Origin of the sequence: Streptomyces sp. CLV115, assembly GCF_038448545.1 — a bacterium.
Classification (GTDB): domain Bacteria; phylum Actinomycetota; class Actinomycetes; order Streptomycetales; family Streptomycetaceae; genus Streptomyces; species Streptomyces sanglieri.
In genome coordinates this window covers 19,984-40,193 of the sequence record NZ_JBCEWQ010000015.1, presented here as the reverse complement: position 1 = coordinate 40,193, position 20,210 = coordinate 19,984, and the positions used below count along the sequence as shown (strand labels likewise).

General features: G+C 72.6%; 19 protein-coding genes and 1 pseudogene. 14 read left to right on the top strand and 6 right to left on the bottom strand.

The genetic code is table 11. The features are described 5' to 3' along the window. Positions 1–44 precede the first annotated feature (44 nt). Together AADR41_RS08545 and AADR41_RS08540 are read right to left on the bottom strand one after the other, a co-directional pair. Entirely contained in the window at positions 45–1,241 is a 1,197-nt protein-coding gene (locus tag AADR41_RS08545) for a globin domain-containing protein (RefSeq protein ID WP_342280704.1), read from the bottom strand. A gap of 105 nt (positions 1,242–1,346) precedes the next feature. Beyond that, on the bottom strand, positions 1,347–1,796 hold the full coding sequence (locus tag AADR41_RS08540; protein WP_342280703.1) for an RrF2 family transcriptional regulator: 450 nt from the start codon (positions 1,794–1,796) through the stop codon (positions 1,347–1,349). A gap of 178 nt (positions 1,797–1,974) precedes the next feature. On the opposite strand from AADR41_RS08540, the gene AADR41_RS08535 reads away from it, so the two are divergent. The 3 genes from AADR41_RS08535 to AADR41_RS08525 all read left to right on the top strand — a co-directional run bounded on the left by AADR41_RS08535 (position 1,975) and on the right by AADR41_RS08525 (position 5,485). Beyond that, positions 1,975–3,381, top strand: coding sequence for a family 2B encapsulin nanocompartment shell protein (locus tag AADR41_RS08535; protein WP_342280702.1), 1,407 nt, complete (start codon positions 1,975–1,977; stop codon positions 3,379–3,381). A 90-nt stretch (positions 3,382–3,471) separates the two neighbouring features. Further along, the gene (locus AADR41_RS08530) at positions 3,472–4,611 is read left to right on the top strand and encodes a family 2 encapsulin nanocompartment cargo protein polyprenyl transferase (protein ID WP_342280701.1); all 1,140 of its coding nucleotides are present in this window, start codon (positions 3,472–3,474) and stop codon (positions 4,609–4,611) included. Between the two features lie 199 nt (positions 4,612–4,810). Continuing rightward, positions 4,811–5,485 (top strand): DUF6304 family protein, encoded by a 675-nt coding sequence (locus AADR41_RS08525; protein ID WP_342280700.1) that lies wholly within the window; start codon positions 4,811–4,813, stop codon positions 5,483–5,485. Between the two features lie 83 nt (positions 5,486–5,568). Here the strand turns inward: AADR41_RS08525 and AADR41_RS08520 are convergent, their stop codons facing one another. Further along, positions 5,569–6,300 (bottom strand): FadR/GntR family transcriptional regulator, encoded by a 732-nt coding sequence (locus AADR41_RS08520; protein WP_342280699.1) that lies wholly within the window; start codon positions 6,298–6,300, stop codon positions 5,569–5,571. 205 nt (positions 6,301–6,505) lie between these two features. Between AADR41_RS08520 and AADR41_RS08515 the strand changes: the two genes are divergently transcribed. Then, a complete protein-coding gene (locus AADR41_RS08515) occupies positions 6,506–7,684 on the top strand; it encodes an MFS transporter (RefSeq protein WP_342280698.1) in 1,179 nt (392 codons plus the stop codon). 151 nt (positions 7,685–7,835) lie between these two features. Here the strand turns inward: AADR41_RS08515 and snpA are convergent, their stop codons facing one another. Continuing rightward, the gene (gene snpA, locus AADR41_RS08510) at positions 7,836–8,516 is read right to left on the bottom strand and encodes a snapalysin (protein WP_342280697.1); all 681 of its coding nucleotides are present in this window, start codon (positions 8,514–8,516) and stop codon (positions 7,836–7,838) included. A gap of 245 nt (positions 8,517–8,761) precedes the next feature. On the opposite strand from snpA, the gene AADR41_RS08505 reads away from it, so the two are divergent. The 6 genes from AADR41_RS08505 to AADR41_RS08480 all read left to right on the top strand — a co-directional run bounded on the left by AADR41_RS08505 (position 8,762) and on the right by AADR41_RS08480 (position 14,361). Then, on the top strand, positions 8,762–9,715 hold the full coding sequence (locus tag AADR41_RS08505; RefSeq protein ID WP_342280696.1) for a LysR family transcriptional regulator: 954 nt from the start codon (positions 8,762–8,764) through the stop codon (positions 9,713–9,715). 85 nt (positions 9,716–9,800) lie between these two features. Beyond that, positions 9,801–10,808 (top strand): NAD-dependent epimerase/dehydratase family protein, encoded by a 1,008-nt coding sequence (locus AADR41_RS08500; protein WP_342280751.1) that lies wholly within the window; start codon positions 9,801–9,803, stop codon positions 10,806–10,808. A 121-nt stretch (positions 10,809–10,929) separates the two neighbouring features. Beyond that, a complete protein-coding gene (locus AADR41_RS08495; RefSeq protein WP_342280695.1) occupies positions 10,930–12,318 on the top strand; it encodes a choice-of-anchor A family protein in 1,389 nt (462 codons plus the stop codon). 9 nt (positions 12,319–12,327) lie between these two features. Further along, positions 12,328–12,687 (top strand): DUF952 domain-containing protein, encoded by a 360-nt coding sequence (locus AADR41_RS08490; RefSeq protein WP_342280694.1) that lies wholly within the window; start codon positions 12,328–12,330, stop codon positions 12,685–12,687. Next, positions 12,684–13,610 (top strand): NAD(P)H-binding protein, encoded by a 927-nt coding sequence (locus AADR41_RS08485; RefSeq protein WP_342280693.1) that lies wholly within the window; start codon positions 12,684–12,686, stop codon positions 13,608–13,610. Before AADR41_RS08490 ends, AADR41_RS08485 begins: the two co-directional genes overlap by 4 nt. 127 nt (positions 13,611–13,737) lie before the next feature. Then, positions 13,738–14,361: a nucleotidyltransferase domain-containing protein gene (locus tag AADR41_RS08480; protein WP_342280692.1), complete on the top strand. Its 624-nt coding sequence runs from the start codon at positions 13,738–13,740 to the stop codon at positions 14,359–14,361. A gap of 96 nt (positions 14,362–14,457) precedes the next feature. On the opposite strand, the gene AADR41_RS08475 is transcribed toward AADR41_RS08480, so the two are convergent. Further along, positions 14,458–15,183: a TetR/AcrR family transcriptional regulator gene (locus AADR41_RS08475; protein ID WP_446750995.1), complete on the bottom strand. Its 726-nt coding sequence runs from the start codon at positions 15,181–15,183 to the stop codon at positions 14,458–14,460. A 100-nt stretch (positions 15,184–15,283) separates the two neighbouring features. Here AADR41_RS08475 and AADR41_RS08470 point away from each other — a divergent pair, with 100 nt between their 5' ends. Further along, positions 15,284–16,897 (top strand): MFS transporter, encoded by a 1,614-nt coding sequence (locus tag AADR41_RS08470; RefSeq protein WP_342280690.1) that lies wholly within the window; start codon positions 15,284–15,286, stop codon positions 16,895–16,897. Here AADR41_RS08470 and AADR41_RS08465 read toward each other — a convergent pair. Continuing rightward, positions 16,873–17,166 (bottom strand): annotated as a pseudogene (locus tag AADR41_RS08465) (VOC family protein); the annotation flags it as partial. The gene AADR41_RS08470 and the pseudogene AADR41_RS08465 sit on opposite strands and share 25 nt — an antisense overlap. A gap of 277 nt (positions 17,167–17,443) precedes the next feature. Here AADR41_RS08465 and AADR41_RS08460 point away from each other — a divergent pair. From AADR41_RS08460 to AADR41_RS08450, 3 genes are read left to right on the top strand one after another with little or no spacing between them, the layout of a single operon-like run. Beyond that, the gene (locus AADR41_RS08460) at positions 17,444–18,232 is read left to right on the top strand and encodes a hypothetical protein (RefSeq protein ID WP_342280689.1); all 789 of its coding nucleotides are present in this window, start codon (positions 17,444–17,446) and stop codon (positions 18,230–18,232) included. Positions 18,233–18,259: 27 nt separating this feature from the next. Further along, the gene (locus AADR41_RS08455; protein WP_342280688.1) at positions 18,260–19,483 is read left to right on the top strand and encodes a sensor histidine kinase; all 1,224 of its coding nucleotides are present in this window, start codon (positions 18,260–18,262) and stop codon (positions 19,481–19,483) included. Further along, positions 19,480–20,199, top strand: a complete 720-nt coding sequence (locus AADR41_RS08450; RefSeq protein WP_342280687.1) for a response regulator transcription factor — start codon at positions 19,480–19,482, stop codon at positions 20,197–20,199. The genes AADR41_RS08455 and AADR41_RS08450 overlap by 4 nt, the downstream gene beginning before the upstream one ends. The last annotated feature ends 11 nt before the right edge of the window (positions 20,200–20,210 follow it).

Sequence of the window (20,210 nt, the reverse complement as noted above, 5' to 3'; positions counted from 1 at the left end):
GTGTGCGATCCGAACCGGTCACATCCGCGAGCAGGGGGCCGGATTCAGTCCTGCGCCAGCCACATGTCCGGGCCGAACACCTCGTAGTGGATGTCGGTCGCCGGGACACCCTTGGCCAGCAGCTGGGTGCGTACGGAGCGCATGAAGGGCAGCGGTCCGCAGAGGTAGGCGTGGGTGCCGGGGGCGACGGCGAGGCCGCTCAGGTCGACCCGGCCGGTGCGGTCGGCGGGGTGTCCGGGCTCGGGGTCCTCGTACCAGAAGTGGGCGGCGGCGTCGGGGAGCTTGCCGGTGAGCAGGGTGTGGTCGGTGCGCATCGCGTGGGTCGCGGGGGAGCGGTCGCCGTGCACGACGGTGACCGGGGCGCGGTGGCCGGTCGCCGCGAGGTCCTCCAGCATCGAGAGCATCGGGGTGCAGCCGATGCCCGCGGAGGCGAGCAGCAGCGGTGCGTCGGTGGAGTCGAGCACCAGGTCGCCGTACGGTGCGGAGACGCGCACAACGTCGCCGGCCTCCACCTCGGTGTGCAGGTGGCACGAGACCTCGCCGTCCGGCGAGCCGGCGCCTTGCACCCGCTTGACGGTGATCGAGCGGAGCCGCGAGCCGGGGGCGCGGGAGAGGCTGTACTGGCGTATCTGGCGGGCCCCGTCGGGGAGTTCCACCTGAACGGAGACGTACTGGCCGGGCCGGAAGGCGGGCGCGGGTGCGCCGTCGGCCGGGCGGAGCTGGAAGGTGGCGACGTCGGCGGTCTCCTCGATCCGGGTGACCACCTCCCAGTCGCGCCACACGTCACCGGCGACGACGCCCTGCTGCGCGTACAGCCGCTGCTCGATCGAGATCAGGGCGCCGGCCATCAGCCAGTAGACCTCGTCCCAGGCGGCGGCGACCTCCGGGGTGACCGCGTCGCCGAGCACCTCGGCGATGGCGGCGAAGAGATGGGTGTGCACGATCTCGTACTGGGCGGGAGTGACTCCGAGCGAGGCGTGCTTGTGGGCGATCCGGCCGAGCATCACGTCGGGCCGGGTGTCCGGGTGTTCGATCAGCTGGGTGGCGAAGGCGGCGATGGAGCCCGCGAGGGCCTGCCGCTGGACGCCGGACGCCTGGTTGCCGCGGTTGAAGAGGTCGCGCAGCAGCTCGGGGTGGGCCTCGAAGAGCTTGCGGTAGAAGAGATCGGCGATGTCCCCGATGGCCGCGCCCACGGCGGGGAGGGTGGCGCGGACGGTGGCGGTCGACGTCTCGGAGAGCATCGGGACTCCTTGCGGTTAAATTGGTATTTCAGATTCGTATTTTTGGGCAGCGCGAAGCCGGGCGGGTGGGCCCGTGGTGCGTCGCGTGGTGTGGTGTGCGGCGGCTCAGCCGGTGTCCGGGCGGCCGCTGCTGATGCCGATCAGCAGCGGTCCGGTGGGGGGCGCGACGAGTTCGGTGACGGTGAGCGGATCGAGCGAGGCGTAGAAGGCCTCTTCCGCGTGGCGCAGCGCGCCGCGCAGCCGGCAGGCCGAGCGCAGGGGGCACGGGGTGGCGCCCTCGCAGTCGACGACGTCGCCCGGGCCTTCGAGCTCCCGGACGAGCCCGCCGATCGAGGCGGAGCGGCCCGCTCCGGTGAGGCTGAGTCCGCCGCCGCGACCCCGTCGCGCCTCGATGAGCCCTAGGTGCTGGAGCTTGGCGACGACCTTCGCGGCGTGGGTGTACGGCACCTGCATGGTGGCCGCCACCTCCCGGGTGGTCGGCGGTTCCTCGTTCTCCACGACGGCGAGGCGCATCAGTACGCGCAGCGCCACGTCGGTGAATCTCGTCAGCCGCATGACAGTCACCGTAGATAAGTTGCATCGAAGATGCAACTTAAGGTGCGGGCGAAAAATCGCTGAGCGTTGTGCCCAGCCCAAAGCCGATTAGTCACACTCTTTTGTGTAATGGCGTGGCCGCTCTCCGTGCTGAAAGGCTTCTTCTCGAAGGTCAGCCGAAGAATCGAGAGGACGACAGATGTCCGTTGGCGAAGAGGTTCAGAACGCGTCGTTGCCGCCCCAGCAGAGTCTGGGGACGGCAGCGGCGCGGAACCTCGCGACGACCACCAAGTCCGCACCGCAGATGCAGGAGATCACCTCTCGGTGGCTGCTCAAGATGCTGCCGTGGGTGCAGGTGCAAGGTGGTACCTACCGGGTGAACCGCCGACTGAGCTACTCGGTCGGGGACGGCAGGGTGACCTTCGTGCAGACCGGTGACCGGGTCGCGGTCATCCCCGCCGAGCTCGGTGAGCTCCCCGCCCTGCGGGACTTCGGCGACGAGGAAGTGCTGAGCGAGCTCGCCCGGCGGTGCGAGCAGCGCGAGGTCGCGGCGGGACAGGTGCTGGCCGCGTCGGGGGACGCGGCGGACAGCGTCTACCTGCTGGCGCACGGCAAGGTCGAGAAGATCGGCACCGGCCCGTACGGGGACGAGACGGTGCTCGGGGTCCACGCCGACGGGGCCTACTTCGGGGACCAGGCACTGGTCGACGGCGAGGCCGTCTGGGAGTACACCGCCCGTGCCGTCACCGCCTGTACGGTGCTGACGCTGAGCCGGGCCGATGTGCTGAACCTGGCCGATCGCGCGGACTCGCTCCGCGAACACCTCGCCGGGCTGCTCGAAATCCCGCACCAGCGCACCAACAAGTACGGCGAGGCCGCGATCGATCTCTCCGCCGGCCATGTCGGCGAGGCCGTCGTCCCGCACACGTACGTGGACTACGACGCGGCACCCCGCGAGTACGAACTGAGCGTCGCCCAGACCGTGCTGAAGGTCCACAGCCGGGTCGCCGACCTCTACAACCAGCCGATGAACCAGACCGAGCAGCAGTTGCGGCTCACGGTCGAGGCGCTGCGCGAGCGCCAGGAGCACGAGCTGATCAACCACCGCGAGTTCGGGCTGCTCAACAACTGCGACTACGGGCAGCGCATCCAGCCGCACGACGGTGCGCCCAGCCCCGACGACATGGACGAACTGCTCTCGCGCCGCCGCGGTTCGAAGCTCTTCCTCGCCCACCCGAGGGCCATCGCCGCGTTCGGCCGCGAGTGCAACAAGCGCGGTCTGGTGGCGGAGAGCGTCGACGTCGGCGGACACCACGTGCCTGCCTGGCGCGGGGTGCCGATCTTCCCGTGCAACAAGATCCCGGTCACCGACGCGCAGACCACGTCGATCATCTGCATGAGGACGGGTGAGGCCGAGCAGGGCGTCATCGGACTCCAGCAGACCGGCATCCCCGACGAGATCGAGCCGAGCCTCTCGGTCCGCTTCATGGGGATCGACGAGCAGGCGATCATCTCCTACCTGGTGACGGCCTACTACTCCGCGGCGATCCTCGTGCCGGACGCCCTGGGCGTACTGGAAAACGTCGAGGTCAGCCGCCGGCGGTAGCCCCGCGGGGGCCCGGACGACGATGTCCGGGCCCCGTCAACCTCCGCCACCGGGCAGCCGTGCCCGGGGCGGCCTCGGGAGGACGCCCCAGTGAAGACCCACCACGCACCCCAACCACCCACACCCCGGCCCCCGGGCGACGACGCCCCCGCCACCCCCGCGACACCGGGTGCCGACGACCCGGGCACCCGCCCGGACACCCCTTCGGCGCAGGGCCGGGAGGCCGAGGTCCTTCTCGAAGCGACCCGGGCCCTCGTCGATCCTCAACTGCGCGCCGCCGTCGATTCCTTGCCGGGGTCGATCCGCCGCGTCGCGATGTACCACTTCGGCTGGCAGGAGGCCGACGGCACCCCGTCCTCGGGGCCGGCCGGCAAGGCGATCCGGCCCGCCCTGGTCCTCGCCGCCGCCCGCGCGCTGGGCGGCGATCCGGTACGGGCGGTGCGGGCGGCCGTCGCCGTGGAGCTGGCGCACAACTTCACGCTGCTGCACGACGACGTCATCGACGAGGACCGGACCCGTCGTCACCGGCCCACGGCCTGGGCGGTCTTCGGCATCCCCGACGCGGTCGTCGCGGGCGACGCCGTGCTCGCCCTCGCCCAGCGGCTGCTCGCCGAGGACCCGGACCCCGCCTCGGCCCGTGCCTCGGCGCGGCTCTCCACCTGCGTCATCGAGCTGTGCGCGGGCCAGCAGGCCGACTGCGCCTTCGAGGACCGGGGCCCGGAGGAGGTCACGCTCGACGAGTGCCTGACCATGGCCACCGCCAAGACCGGCGCACTGCTCGGCTGCGCCTGCGCGCTGGGGGCGCTGTACGCGGGCGCCGAGGAGCGGGCGGTCCGCGGGATGGACGGCTTCGGCCGGGAGGCGGGCCTCGCCTTCCAGCTCATCGACGACCTGATCGGCATCTGGGGAGACCCGGTACGGACCGGGAAGCCGGCCGGGGCGGATCTCGTCGCCCACAAGAAGTCCCTGCCCGTGGTCGCCGCGCTGACCTCCGGCACCCCGGCCGCGGCCGAACTCGCCGCGCTCTACCGGGGACCGATGAACACCCCGGGCGAGGTGAGCCGCGCCGCCGAGGCGGTCGAACGGGCCGGCGGCCGGGACTGGGCGCAGATCTGTGCGGCCGACCGGATGGCCCGCGCCGTCGACCACCTGTCCCGGGCGGTTCCCGACCTGGGGCGGGCGGGCGACCTCCTGACCCTGGCGGAGTTCGTCACCCGGCGCACGCACTGACCACGGACGACCGCGAACGGCGAAGGGGGAAGGGAAGGGGCGGAGGAAGGGAATCGGAACGAGGAAAACGGAACCAGGGAAACGGAACGAGGAGAACGGAACGAGGAGAACGGAACGAGGTGCCGAGGTCACAAGGCCCGTGGCAGGAAACGGAGGGCGACCGGGCGACTGTCGTGGGCAGGGGCTACAGTCCGTGCCCATGACAGATGAGTCATGGGCAGGGTGGTACCGGGACCGACAAGGTTCCGACGCCGTCGTCCTCACCACCGATGGACAGCAACTACGCCTCCGTACAAGGGGCATCGACTTCGAGGGCGCGAGCTTCGACGGCCTCACCCCGGCCGTCGGCACACCACCGGCCGACGACCGGTTCGTCCTGGTGGACGGGGCGCTGAGCGACTGCGTCCTGGAGTGGGACCTGCCGCTCCCGGTCGTCTGGGACGGATCCGTCCAACAGGCCACGCTCAGCTGCCTGTTGTCGCTGCGCCGGCCCGATTCGCATCTCAGCCTGGAGCTGCAGTTCGGCGGCGCGGCCTACGCGTCCCACCGCGCCGAGAGCGACTTCGCGTCCGCGCTCGCCACCATTCAGCGCGCGCTGCCGCCCGGCGTACGTCTCCAGACCTGCATCGCCTGCGCCTTCTCGGACTACTTCCCGGCCCCGGCCACGGTGCGCGGACTGTCCGGCGGCCTCGCCTGCTTCCGGGGTGCCAAGGACGCCTACCGCGGGGCGGCAGGCGAGGGTGATGTCCGGGAGCTGTGGGACCGGCGCACCGGATTCGTCCAGGAGATCTGGAGCTGCCGCGAGTACGAGCCCCGACCGGACACCGGCGCGGGCACCGGACACCGGGGCGCCTTCCCACTGGAACACGCCTGAGCCGACTGCCCGGGGAGCGTGCTTGGGCCACCCTGCCCGGGCAGCACGCCTGAGCGTTCTCCCTCGGCTTCCGTCCGCCCTGCTCAGCCCGGTTCCGGCAGGGAAGTTCCGGGCCGGGAGGTTCCGGGCCGGGAGGCCGGCGTGGTGGCGTGCCAGTCGCCGGTGGCGTCGATGTTGGAGGTGGCGCTGAGGGCGGCGCGGCCGGCGTCACCGGCGCGCAGTGCGTCGAGGAGGTCCTCGTGCCCGCGGGGGTCCGCGCCGTCGAAGCCGTGGTCCTCCCAGTGGGCCGCCATGGAACGGCGCAGGGCCGGACCGAGGGCGGCGTAGAGGTCGTTCAGCAGGCTGTTGCCGCCACCGGCGGCGACAGCCTGGTGGAAGCCGTGATCGGCCTCGATCCACGCCTCCCGGTCCCGCTGCCGCCAGGCGGTGGCGCGCTGCGCGAGCAGCGCGTCGAGAGCGTCCAGCCCTTCAGGGGTGATGCGGGCGGCGGCCAGCCGGGCGGCCTGGGCGTCCAGCCCTTGGCGGACCTCCAGGACCTCTTCCAGCTCGCTGCCGAGGCGCTGGATGGCGCCGGACAGCTCGCTGGTGGCGCGCACATAGGTGCCGTCGCCCTGCCGTGCCTGCAGAAGCCCCGCATGGATGAGTGCGCGAGTGGCCTCGCGGAGCGTTCCGCGGGCGATCCCGAGCTCTTCGATGAGTGCCGTCTCGGTCGGGATGCGGGCCCCCACCGGCCATCTTCCCGAGGTGATCTCGTCGCGCAGTCGCTGGATGACGTCGTCGACCAGCACCGAACGGCGAACGGAGGGGAGAGCCACGGATGGTCCTTCCTGATGGAGAGCGGGTCCGGTCCGAACAGCGAGCAGGAGGCAATCGTACCTTTAAAGGTTGGACGTTAAAGGTCAGACGTTTTATGTTTCCTCCATGCTGTTCACCCGCCGCCCTCCGAACACCGCCTCCCGTCCGGCCTCTGCCCGGCCGATGTCCCCTGGTGCCCGGCCCATGCCCCGTGGCGCCCGGCCCATGTCCCGTGCCGCCGCGACCTGGCTGACCGCCGTCGGTGTCGTCCTGATCGCCCTCAATCTGCGGCTCGGCATCAGCAGCACGTCCGCGTTGCTGGAGCAGCTCCGGGCCGAGCTGGGATTCGGACCGCTCGTCGCTTCGCTGGTCCCGGCGCTGCCCACGCTGTGTTTCGCGGCGGTCGGCGCGACCAGCGCCATGCTGGCCCGGCGCGTGGGCACCGAGCGTGCCGTCCTGCTGGCGCTGGTGGTGCTGTCCGCGGGCCTGGCCGTGCGCGCGGTGCCCCGGACGGGGGCGCTGCTGGCCGGCACCCTGCTGGGTGCGGCGGGGCCGGCTCTGTGCAACGTCCTGCTGCCCGCGGTGGTCAAGGCGCACTTTCCTGCCCGGGTCGCCCTGATGACCGGGGTGTACACCACCACGATGGCGCTCGGCTCGGCCGTCGCGGCGGCCGCTGCGGTCCCCGTCGCCGACCTGGCGGGGGGAGCCTCGGCGGGGCTGGCGGCCTGGGCGCTGCCCGCCGTGCTCGCCCTGGCCGTATGGGCGCTGCGGCCGGGCTCCTGGCGGGCCGCGGCGTGGCGTGCGGACCGCGGCACGGTCTCGGCGTGGAGCGCCGGGCGCACCCGCTTCGGGCTGCTGGTGACCGCGTTCTTCGCCCTGCAGTCCCTCAACAGCTACGCGGTCATCGGCTGGCTGCCCACCGTCCTGTCCGACCACGGGATGAGCCCCGACCGGGCCGGGGTCATGCTGGGGCTGGCGCTGATCGTGGGCGTCCCCTCGACCTTCGTCCTGATGCCGCTCACCAGGACGTCGGCGCGGCTGCGGTCGGCGTTCGTCATGGTCGGCGTCGCGCTGGCGGCCGGGTATCTCGGCCTGCTCTGCGCCCCGTTGGCCCTGCCCGTCCTCTGGGCCGTGCTGACCGGCTTCGGACTGGGCGCGTTTCCGCTGGTCCTGGCCATCATCGGGGCGAGCGGCCGTAGTGCGCAGGAGACCGCGGCGCTGTCGACCTTCTCGCAGAGCACCGGCTACCTTCTCGCCTCGGTGGGCCCCCTGGGCATCGGGCTGCTGCGCTCGGCCACCGGTGGCTGGGGGCTTCCCCTGGCCGTACTGCTCGCGCTCGCCGCACTCCAGCTGTTCGTCGGACTGCGCCTGACCCTGACCCGTACCGAACCGGTAGGCCGGTAGGCCGGTGGGTCCGTAAGCCGCTTCGAAGGCCCGAAGCCCGGAGGCCCGGAGGCCCGAAGCCCGATGGTTCGCAGCCCGCAGGTCGACCCGAAAGGGCCACCCCGTCCTACGAGGTGGCCCCTTCGGCGCGGTGCTTCCGGACCGTGGGGGGTCAGGAGGCGCTGTGCGCGAACTTGGCCGCGAAGCCGAACTGCCACAGGTAGTTGACCTGGCTGCGCTCGTTCGAGTCGGGGTACGGGTTGGTGCAGGACGGGCCGGGGCCGCCGCCCGACATCAGCTGGCTGCACGGGCCGGAGTAGGTGTCCGGAAGGCCGAGCACGTGCCCGGTCTCGTGCGTGGTGACGCGGGTCGAGTCGTACTGCTGGTTCTGCGCGTAGTCCAGGAAGATGTACCCGTTGCCGTGCCCGTCGGTGCTCGCGTACGAGCCCCTGGAGTCATTGCCCTCGTAGTAGGTGAAGTCGGCGTTCGAGCCCTCCTGCAGCCGGACGCTGGACACGGAGCTGTTCCAGATCTGCGCGCTGTTGGCTATCTGGGTACGGAAGCTCGGTGCGTTGGCCGAGCTGTAGACGACGGTGACCGACTGGGCGCCGGGGTTGGCCGCCCGCTTCTCCGCCACGGACTTGGCGACCGCTTCGAAGAACGCCTTGTTCGCGGCGGCGTTCTCGTGCGAGCCGGCGTAGGCGGTGTACCCCGCCCGCGCCTCGGAAGCCGTGCTGGCGGGTGCTGCGGCGGGGGCCGAGGAGGCGGCGATCGCGGGTGCTGTGCCGAGCGCGGCCGCGAGGCCGAAGCCGAGGCCGACCACGGCCGACATGACGGTCCTGGGGTGCTTCATGGGGGGTCTCCTGCCGGTAACCGTTCCGATGAACCCGTCCGATGATCGGACTCGGACGGGTGCGGTACGCAGAGAGTGTCGGGGAGCGGAAGCCGTGGCGGATGATGTCAACCGGCGATAACACCGCCCTATCGCCACGTTCGGTACAGTCGCCGAAGCATCCGCCAACTCCAGGTGAATTAACGGACTTTGATGCGATTGGGGAGTCTGGTGCGAAAGTCGCCCGCCGCCCTACGCTCGACCGCATGGAGCTTGAGGTGAGACACCTCAGGGCGCTGTGCGCCATCGCGGACTCGGGCAGCCTGCACCAAGCCGCCCGTCGACTGGGCGTGAGCCAGCCCTCCCTGACCACCCAGCTGCGCCGGATCGAGAACACCCTGGGCGCCGAACTGTTCAGCCGCGAACGGACCGGCTGCCGGCCGACGTTGCTCGGCCGCGCCGTCCTCAGCCGGGCCCGCCCCCTGGTCGACGGAATGACCGCGCTGGTCAGCGACGCGAAGGCGGAGGCCGACGCGGTCCGGGCCTCCGGGCCGCGGTTGCGCATCGGCTGCACCGCGAGCCGGGTCATCGGAGGCTGGCTGCGCAGGCTGCGGCTCCGGCTGCCCGGCACCGACATCTCGCTGCGGGTCGACGTCTCGGCCCGCGCCCTGCTGCGCGACATCGCGACGGGCGGGCTCGACGTCGCCTTCGTCCACGAGGTCGAGGGCTGCCCGCTGGCCGTCCCGGACGGTCTGGAACAGCGCGTACTCCTGGACCGTGAACCGCAGTTCATCTCCATGGCCAGGGATCATCCGGCCGCCGCCCGGCCCGTCGTCGACCTGGTCGATCTGGCCGGCGACCGGTGGATGGTCGACCCCACGGTGGACGGCGAATGGGACGGGCTGCGCCGGGTGTTCGGCGAGGCCGGCCTCGCGCCGACCGTCCTGCACGGCGACTACCTCACCGCCGCCTCCCTCGTCGTGCTCGGCGAGGCGGTCGCCCCCTGCCAGCCCACCTCCGGGCCGCGCGACGACATGGCGATCCGCCCGCTGCGCGACGACCCCCTGGCCGTACGGCTGCTGCTGGTGTCCCGGCCGGGCACCGACATGACGACGGTGTACGAGGAGCTGGAGGCGGCCTACCGGGAGGCGGCCCGGCGCGCGGCCGGGTATCACCAATGGCTGCTGCGCAACCGCAGCCCGCTCGCCCGCACCCCCTGAAGACCGGGTTCCCGATTCCGCCGAGAGCGAGTACCGGTTCCCAGCGGGCCGCCCGGCGGGCAGAGTCGGACGCATGAGGCTTCTGATGCTGGGCGGGACGGAGTTCGTGGGGCGTGCGGTCACCGAGGCGGCGCTGGCGCGGGGCTGGGAGGTCACGGTGTTCCACCGCGGCCGGCACGCCCCTCCGCCGGGGGTGGCGGAGCTCCTCGGCGACCGCACCGCCGAGGGCGGTCTCGCCGCGCTGGCCGACCCCGGTGAGGTCCCCGGCGGCGGGTACGCCTGGGACCTGGTGGTCGACACCTGGAGCGGTGCCCCCTCGGCCGTACGCGACGCGGCCCGTCTGCTGGCGGACCGGGCCGCCCGGTACGCGTACGTCTCCAGCCGCTCCGTGTACGACCACTCGGTCCCGGCCGGTGCCGCGGAGGAGGACCGGCTGGTGGCCGGTGCCTCGCCCGACGCGGGCGGGGAGGTCTCGTACCCGCTGGCCAAGCGCGGCGGTGAGCTGGCCGCGCTCGACGCCTTCGGCGACCGGGCCCTGTTCGCCCGCGCGGGGCTGATCCTGGGCCCCTGGGAGAACATCGGCAGGCTGCCCTGGTGGCTGGGGCGGATCGCCCGCGGCGGACCCGTACTCGCCCCGGGCACACCGGACGTGGCGATTCAGTACATCGACGCCCGCGACCTCGCGAACTGGCTGCTGGACGCGGCCGGCAGCGGTCTGCACGGGCCGTACGACCTGGTCGGCCGGGCGGGCCACGCCACCATGGGGCAACTGCTGGACGCCTGTGTGCGTGCCACCGGATCCGACGCCGAACTGCGCTGGACACCCGCGGAGAAGATCCTCGCGGCCGGCGTGGAGCCATGGACCGATCTGCCGGTCTGGCTGCCGCCGGGCGAGCTGTACGAGGCGATCCACGGGGGCGACGTCAGCAGGGCGTACGCGACCGGACTGCGCTGCCGCCCGGTCGAGGAGACCGTCGCCGACACCTGGAAGTGGCTGGAGGAGCTGGGCGGGGTGGCCCCGCATCGGCCGGACCGACCCGCGGTCGGCCTGGATCCGGCGAAGGAGGCGGAGCTGCTGGCGGGCGAGATCTGAGGCTCCGCCAGGGCCGTCGTCGACGCGCCGCCCCGGTGCCGCCCCGAGTGTTCGGGGCCATCGGGGTGGTTCGGGCGTGGCATTCATGTCATTTGGTAGGCAAAGCTGCATATTGCCCTTTATGGCAACACGTGCGCGTAAGCGCGGAAACGGTATCCGGGCGACGGTGGCGATGACGGCCGCCGCGGCGATGGTGGGCACGATGGCGTCCATCGCTCTCGCCGACCCACTGCCCGGCGGGCTCGGCCCGTGTCTGGGCGGCGACTGCCCGACGACCTGGCCCGATCTGAACAACGGGCCGGTGACTCATCACGACAGCAACATCAATGTCTTCGTCGGCGGCGACTTCCTGGTCCGGGAGGCCGCTGCCGAGGCCGAGGGGAAGATCGTCACCCTCGGACGGTTCGACATGAACAAGCGCGAGGGTGCCTCGCAGATCTACAACGTCGGCGTGGCGGGCGTGGGTTCACGGGTGCCGCCTCCCGACGAATCCGACTACCTGACCGTGGGCGGACCCCTGACCGTCGCGAACGGACAGCGGCTGCTCGCCGAGGAGGGGACGAACCACGGTGTGGTCAAGTACGCCGGGACCGTCGGCGGAACGGTGATCCCGGCGCCGGTCCACGCCCCGGACGCCACCGACCCGTACACGGCACTGCGCGACGAACTGACCGCGGCCAGCCACTGCTACGCGTACGACGACAACCAGGACCACCGCCGCCCCGCCACGGGCACCGTGGCCGACTCCGGTTTCGGCACCGTCTTCACCGGTGACGGCACCTCGCCGCTCCAGGTGTTCGCCGTGGACGCCGATCTGGTCTCGGCCCGGGGCGGCCAGCAGGACATCACGTTCCACGCGATTCCGGACGGCGCGACGGTGCTCGTCAACGTCTACGGGAGCAGCCGCGAGATCAGCACGCTGATGGGTTCGCTGCCGCAGGCCGGACTCCGCGAGCGCCTGCTGTGGAACTTCCCGGACGCCACCGAGGTCGGGCTGCACGGCACCGGGCAGTTCCAGGGCAGCGTGCTGATCGGCCGGCAGTCCAGTACCGCCACCCTGGACATGAGCGGCACCAACGGCCGTTTCTACACGGCCGGTTCGCTGACCCACACCTCGGCGGGCCAGTCGGGCGGCCAGGAGCTGCACGCATACCCCTTCGACGGTGACCTGCCGACCTGCGGCGAGGAGCCGACGCCGACGCCGACTCCGACTCCGACGGACACCCCGACCCCGACCCCGACGGACACGCCCACGCCGACGCCGACTCCGACGGACACGCCGACCCCGACCCCGACTCCGACGGACACGCCGGACCCCAGCCCGAGCCACTCGCCGGGACCGAAGCCCACACCGACCCACAGCCGGCCGGACAAGCCCCATCCCGGAGGGGAGCTCCCGCACACGGGCGCGCGCGGCGGTGAGTGGATTCTCGGCGGTATCGCCGCCACTCTGCTCGTGGTCGGAGCGGCGGCCACGCTGATGGCCCGGAGGGCCCGCCGGCGCGGTTAGTTTTGGCCCATGGCCGAACTGCTGCTGCACCTCACCGAAGGCCCCCTGTGGGAGGCGGCCCGCGGGATCGGGACGTACGAGATGTCCACCCGCGGCCGCACCCTGCACGAAGAGGGCTTCATCCACTGCTCGCTGCCGCACCAGCTCCCCGGCGTGGCCGAGATGCTGTACGGCGCCGGGAGCGGGGCCGGGACCGGCGACCAGGAACTCGTGGTCCTCGTCATCGATCCCGGCCGGCTCCCGGTGCCCGTACGGTACGAGCCCGTCGCGCCCGGTGGCGAGGAGTTCCCGCACATCTACGGCCCCGTCCCGGTGGACGCGGTCGTGGAAGTACGCCCCTGGCCGCGCAAGGAAGGCGATCCCGCATGAACAACCCACCCCCCACCGGCCCGGAGCACCCGGACGCCCCCATCGTCGCCGTCACCGGTGCGAGCGGCGCCGTCGGCGGCCGGGTCGCGCAGCGTCTGGCACGGGCCGGCGTGCCCGTGCGGCTCCTCGGCCGCGACCCGTCCCGGCTGCCCGAACTGCCCGGCGCCGTCGCCGCACCGCCGGCCCCGTACGGCGACGGCGAGGCGATGCGCCGCGCCCTGGCCGGGGCGCACACGCTGTTCCTCGTCTCGGCGCACGAGAGCCCGTACCGGGTGCGTGAGCACACGACGGCCGTGGACGCGGCGGTCGCCGTGGGCGTCGAACGCATCGTGTACGTCTCGTTCCAGGGCGCCGCGCCGGACGCCACGTTCACCTTCGCCCGGGACCACTGGCACACCGAGGCGCACATCCGTGCCGCCGATGTCCGGTACACCTTCCTGCGCGACAGCCTGTACCTGGCCGGGATCCCGGCGATGACCGGTGCCGACGGGGTGCTGCGCGGCCCCGGTGGCGACGGCCGGGTGGCGGCGGTGGCGCACGACGACATCGCGGACGCCGCGGTCGCCGTCCTGCTGGCCGACACCGAGAGCGCCGACACCCGCTACGACGGGATCACCTACGACCTCACCGGTCCCGAGGCGTTCACCCTCGCCGAGGCCGCCGAGGAGCTCGGCCGGGTCACCGGCCGGACCATCGGCTACGTGGCGGAGACCCGGGAGGAGGCCTACGCCTCCCGGGCCCAGTACGGTGCCGAGGACTGGGAGGTGGCGGGCTGGGTGACGTCGTACGAGGCCATTGCTGCCGGCGAGATGGCCACGGTCTCGGACGCCGTACCGGACCTCACCGGGCATCCGGCGACGAGCCTGGCCACGTTCCTGCGGGAACACCCGGACTGCTACCGACATCTGCTGACGACCGGCTGACCCCGACGGGCCGGCTTCGGCGGACCGATCCCGGCGGGCCGCCTTCGACCGGCCGACCCCGGTGGGCCGGCTTCGATGGACCGACCCCGTGGCGGGTGGCGACGGGGAGGAAGAGAGGCTCGCGGTCATGCGTACCCGGACTCCGTGGGGCCCCTGGGATCCGGCCCCGCCGGGCGAGGTCGCCCGCCTCTTCGCGTCGCTGCGTGTCCCCTGGTGGATCGCCGGGGGGCACGCCGTCGAGTTCGCCGTGGGGCATGCCTTCCGGGACCACGCCGACATCGACGTGCTGCTGCTCCGCCGCGACCAGCTCGCCGCCCAACGAATCCTGGCGGGCTGGGAGTGGTGGGCCGCGGACCCGCCGGGCACCCTGCGCCCCTGGCTCCGGGGCGAGGTCCTGCCGCCGCACGTGCACGACATCTGGTGCCGCCCCGGCCCCGCCGAGCCCTGGCGCGTCCAGCTCATGCTCGACGACACGGAGGGCGGCGACTGGCTGTTCCGCCGCGATCCCCGCATCCGCCTGCCGCTGGACCGGCTCGGCCGCCTCACCGCGGACGGCGTTCCGTACCTCTGCCCCGAGGTGCAGCTCCTGTACAAGGCGGGGACTCCGCGCCCCAAGGACGAGCAGGACTTCGCCGAGGCGCTGCCGGTCCTCGACGCGGACCAGCGCGCCTGGCTGACCGGGGCCCTCGCCCTGGCCGAGGGCGCCGGGCACCCGTGGGCGGTCCGCCTGCGCGCCCGCCCGGCGGGTTGACGGGGCGCGAACCGCGGGGCGCGAACCGTCGGGCGCGAACCGCCGGGCGGGGGCGGCCGGGAACGAACCGTCGGGCGGGGAAGGCCGGTTCGCGCGTCAGTTCACGTACGCGCCCGCGCGTGCCGCCGCCTCGGCGGCCCCCGCGGCCCGGTCCGCCGCCGCCTCGTCGACCGGGTCGCCGCTGGCCAGCAGCCGGTAGTAGAGCGGCGCCGACACGGCGCGGATCACCTCGTCGGCGTCGGTGCCCGCGGGCAGTTCGCCCCGCTCGACGGCCTCGGTGACGCAGCCGGACCACTCCTTGATGCGGATCGCGTAGAACCGGTGCAGTGCCTCGGCGGTACGCGGATCGCAGGTGGCCGCGGCGATCACGGACCTGAAGAGCGCGCCCTGCCGCGGATCGGAGAGGGTCGTGGCCACCAGCCGGGCATTGGCCCTGAGGTCCTCGGGCAGCGAGCCCGTTTCGGTACGGGGCGAGGACTGTTCGGCCATGTCGTCGAGCAGGTCCGCGATCAGGCCGGTGGGGGTGGACCAGCGTCGGTAGACGGTCGTCTTGCCGACCTCCGCGCGGCGCGCGACATCGGTGAGGTCCAGCCGGTCGAAGCCGTGCTCGGCCAGGGCGTCGCCCGCCGCCCGGAGGACCGATTCACGGACCCGGGCGGTACGGCCACCGGGCCGCACGCGGCCGGGCTCTACGCTGCCGGCTTCCGCGCGGCTGGTCTCCACACGGCTGGTCTCCACGCGGGGAGGCCCGGCAGGGCCGGGCCCCGCGTTGCCGGGCTCCACACCCGCAGAACCCTCAGAAGCAGAACCCTCAGAAGTCATAACGGGCCTCCAGTTCCATTAATAACCCTTCCCCTGCTACGGTGACTCCACCCTAACGGAACCGCAGTCCCGTTAGAACCTCTCCGTGGAGGACCCCATCATGTCCGCACCCAGCCAGGCCCCCGCTCCGAGCGGCACGGCCGCCGCTCCCGCCGCTCCCGCCGCCACCTCGTCCGGAATCCGTATGACCGGGCGGCAGAAACTTGTCCTGACGCTCCTCCTCGGCGCCCAGTTCATGATCGCCGTGGACTTCTCGATCCTGAACGTCGCACTGCCGGTCGTCGGTGCGGGGCTCGGCTTCTCCCTCTCCCATCTCCAGTGGATCGCCACCGCGTTCGCGCTCGCCGCCGCCGGCTTCACGCTGCTCTTCGGCCGCATCGCGGATCTCGTCGGCCGCAAGCGGCTCTTCCTCGCCGGCATGGTCGTCCTCGGTCTTTCCTCCGCCCTCGGCGGTCTCGCCGCCTCGCCCGAAGTGCTGTTGGTGGCAAGAGTGTTGCAGGGACTCGCGACGGCGGCCGTCACTCCGGCCGGGCTCGCGCTGCTGACCACCGCCTTCAAGGAGGGCCCCCTGCGGGAACGCGCCCTGGGGCTCAACGGGGCACTGATGTCCGCCGGATTCACCGCCGGGGCCATCCTCGGCGGCCTGCTCACCGATCTGCTCTCCTGGCGCTGGGCGTTCTTCATCAACGTGCCGGTGGCCGCCCTGGTCGTCTTCCTCGCCCCGGCCGTCATCACCGACTCGCGGCCCGCCGAGCGCCCCCGGCTCGACGTCCCCGGAGCCGTGACCGTCACCGGCGGTCTGCTCCTCCTCGTCTACGGGCTGACGCAGGCCGGCGAGTCCGGCTGGACCGGGCCCACCACCCTGGCGGCGCTCCTCGCCGGGCTCGTGCTCCTCGTCGCCTTCCTGGCGGTCGAGAAGCGGGCCGCGGCACCGCTGGTCCCCGTGCACATCCTGAAGCGGCGCAGCGTCATCTGGGGCAACACCGCCGGTCTGATCGCCTTCGTCACCGAGACCTCGCTGGTCTTCCTGCTCACCCTCTACCTTCAGGAAGTCCTCGGCTACTCGCCGCTCGCCACCGGTCTCGCCTTCGGAGTCCTCGGCATCGGCACCGTGGTCGGCGGCACCCTCGGCGGCCGTGCCGTCGGGCGGTTCGGGAACCGTAGGACCATCGTCGCCGGCGGGGTAGTCCAGGCCGTCGCCACCTTGTCCCTGGTGGCGCTCGGAACGTCGGGGGAGTGGATCGCGCTCCTGCTGGTCGCCACCTTCGTCGGAGGCATCGGCAACATGCTGATGATCGTCGGCTTCATGGTCACCGCGACCTCCGGCCTTCCCGACGAGGAGCAGGGCCTGGCCACCGGCCTCGCCACCATGACCCAGCAGGTCGGCATCACCGTTGCCTGCGTCCTGCGTCCTGCGTCCTGCGTCCTGCGTCCTGCGTCCCGTGTCCCCGTGTCCCCGTGTCCCCGTGACACCGTTTTCCGTTTCCCGTTTCCCGGCGTGTCTCAGCCCTCGTCGTGGGCCCTGCGCAGCGCGGCGATGTCCAGCTTCTTCATGGTCAGCATCGCCCGCGTGGTCCTGGCGGCCTTCGCCCCGTCCGGATCGGTGGCCAGTGCCAGCAGCACCTCGGGCACGACCTGCCAGGAGAGGCCGTACCGGTCCTTCACCCAGCCGCAGGGCCCCTCCTCGCCCCCGTCGGTGAGGGCGCCCCAGTAGTAGTCCACCTCGGCCTGGTCCGCGCAGCGGATCTGGAACGAGACGGCCTCGTCGAACGTGAACTCCGGACCGCCGTTCAGCCCGACGAACTTCTGGCCGTTCAGCTCGAACTCGACCGTCATCACCGATCCGGCGGGCCCCGGCCCCGCCTCGTTGTAGCGGGCGATCCCGCCGAGGCGGGAGTTCTTGAAGACCGAGACGTAGTACTCCGCCGCCTCCTCTGCCTGCCCGTCGAACCACAGACATGTGGTGAAGCCCTCGGTGGTCATCGCTGTCTCCCCTCGTGTACGCAGCCCCGTCGCCTGCGCAGGTCCACACATACCGACCGGCCCCGTCCCGAAAAATCATCGCTGTACTGGAGGTAACCCAAGGGGGACAGGTGTCGGCCGACTTCATATGGTCCCTGGGCATGGCTCGAAATCGCCTCGGCGACACGGCTGCACCGCACACCTGGGTCTTTCGTCCGGATGTCATACCCAGGTCCGACCCCGAGGTCCGGGTCCTGGTCCGATGCCCCCACCGGGGGAGCGGCGGCATCGTCGGGGCATGACGAACCGAACGGCCCCCAGGGGCACCCCCGCAACCGCCGTCGACGCCCGGCTGCGCGCCCTGCTGCCGGTGGAGCCGATGGGCACAGCCGGATTCACCGGACGCTGGACGGGCGGCGCCGCCATGGTGCTCGGCCCGGTCCTGCTGCTGGCCGGAGCGCTGCTGCGCGTCCGCTTCCACTTCTTCTACCCCGACCAACTCGCCGCGTACGAACGGCACCCCACGCTGGTGGCCACGGCGTACGGGCTGTTCGCCGCCGGGAGTGTGCTGCTCTGGCCCGCCGTGGCCGTGCTCGCCACCCGGATCGGGAGCCGCAGCCCGGGATGGGGTCTGTGGGGCGGGGTCCTGGCCGTCCTCGGGCTGTTCGCCCGTGCCTTCCACGCGGGGGTGGACCACCTGGCCTTCCAGCTGGTGCGGTCCCGTGGCGCCGATGCCGCCACCGAGGCCGTGACCGCCGGCTACGGCGCCTTCCATGTCTTCGCCGCGCTGAACCTCGCCGTTCTCGCTGGCTGGGTCGTACTCGCGCTCGGCGCGTGGCGCACCGGGGTGCTCGGGCCGGTGCGGGCGGTCGCCCTCGGCCTGACGGCGGCGCTGCCCCTGGGCGTTCTCAAGGGCACCACGCCGATGTCGCTGGTGGCCCTGGCCGGGCTGTGCGTCGCGCTGGTGCCGTCCGGTCTCGGCCTGCTGCGCGAGGCGCCGCGGCCCGGCCGGGCGGTCGTGCTGCGCTGGGCCGGGCTGACGGCGGTGACGATCGTGTCCATGGCGCTGATCGGGCAGGCCGGCTGAGTGCGCCCGTACGGATATCGTCGAACCATGGTCCCCACGGCCGGCCACCGCCGTCTGCAACTCCAACTCTTCGACCTCGCGGTGGCGTTGTCGCTGACCGCCGTCTATGCCGGCTTCGTGCGGATGGGCCCCGGCGACGGCCAGGCGCACTACGCCGGGCCGCTCTGGACGGGGTACCTGATCGCCGCCGCGGTGGGCCTGCCCGTAGCCGTACGCCGTCGCCGCCCGCTTCTCGTGCTGGCGGTCGTCGTCGCCGCGCTGGCCGCCGCCTCGCTCCTGGACATCGTCCGGGAGCCGTACGCGGCGGCCGGATTCGCCGCCTACCTGGTCGGCCTCGCCGAACCCGCCCGGCGCTCCGTACCCGCGCTGGCCGTCGCGCTGACGGTGGCGGGCGGCGCCGTCTACCTCGGCGAAGCGGTGGTCACCCCGGCCGAGGACCCGTGGGGGGCCGTGGGAGTGGCCGGGCTGGTGGTGCTGGTGATCGGCGGTTCCTGGGGCGCGGGCTCCACGATGCGCGGGCGCCGGGCGGCGGCCCTGCGGCACGAGCGGCGCCGCTCGGAGCGCGCTGTGGAGGAGGAACGGCTCAGGATCGCCCGCGAGTTGCACGACATCGTCTCGCACAACCTGAGCCTCATAGCCGTCAAGGCGGGGGTCGCCGGACATGTCGCGGACGCCGATCCGCAGGAGGCGAAGGACGCGCTGAAGATCATCGAGGAGACGAGCCGGTCCGCGCTGGCCGAGATGCGGCGCACACTCGGCGTACTGCGCGGCCAGGGAGCGTCCTTCGGAGCGGATGCGCCTGCCGGCCGGGGCGCGTCACCGGGGCCGGACGCGCCGCTCGGCCCGGTTCCGGACCTCGGCAGCCTGGACGAGCTGGGCGTCGAGGCCGGGCGGGCGGGGACGGACATCCGCTTCGCGGTCCACGGTACCCAGGGGCTGGCCGAGGGGGTGCGGCTGACCGTCCACCGGATCGTCCAGGAATCCGTCACCAACGTCGTACGGCACGCCTCCCCGACCCGCTGCCGGGTCACGGTCGCGGCGGACGCGCGCGAGATCCGTATCGATGTCGTCGACGAGGGCCCACCGGCGGGCCGCAGCCGGCCCGGCAGCGAACTGCCCGGTGGACACGGCCTGTTGGGGATGCGGGAACGGGCCATGATGTACGGGGGCAGCTTCGAGGCGGGCCCCCGTCCGGAGGGCGGCTTCGCGGTGTCCGCCCGGCTGCCGATCGACGGGGAGCGGAACACATGACCGACGAGGCGCCGGCCCGGGGGCCGGCCGCGGAGGACCCGCCGCCGGTCCGGGTGCTGGTCGCGGACGACCAGGCCATGGTGCGCGGCAGTTTCCGCGTACTGGTCGACCACACGCCGGGCATGACGGCGGTGGGGGAGGCGGCGACCGGCGCGGAAGCCGTCGAACTGGCCCGCCGCGAACGGCCGGACGTGGTGCTCATGGACATCCGGATGCCGGAACTCGACGGCATCGAGGCCACCCGCCGCATCTGCGCGGACCCCGGCACATCCGGCGTCCGCGTCCTGGTCCTCACCACCTTCGACCTGGACGAGTACGTCTACGCCGCGCTGCGCGCCGGAGCCACCGGCTTCCTGTTGAAGGACACCCCGCCGGCCGACGTCCTCACCGCCATCGGGGTGGTCGCCGCGGGTGAGTCACTGCTCGCGCCCTCGGTGACGAGCCGCCTGATCGCGGAATTCGCCCGCCGTCCGGAGCCGGGCCGGCCACCGGCCCGTTCCCTGGACGGGGTCACGGACCGGGAGCTGGAGGTGCTCGGCCTGATCGCGCGCGGCCTGTCCAACACGGAGATCGCGCAGCACCTCCATCTGAGCCAGGCCACGGTCAAGACACACATCGGCCGCCTGCTCGCCAAGCTTCGGGCGCGCGACCGCGCCCAGCTCGTCATCGTCGCCTACGAGACCGGACTGGTCGACGCCCGGAGGCGTCACGCATGACGCATGACGCG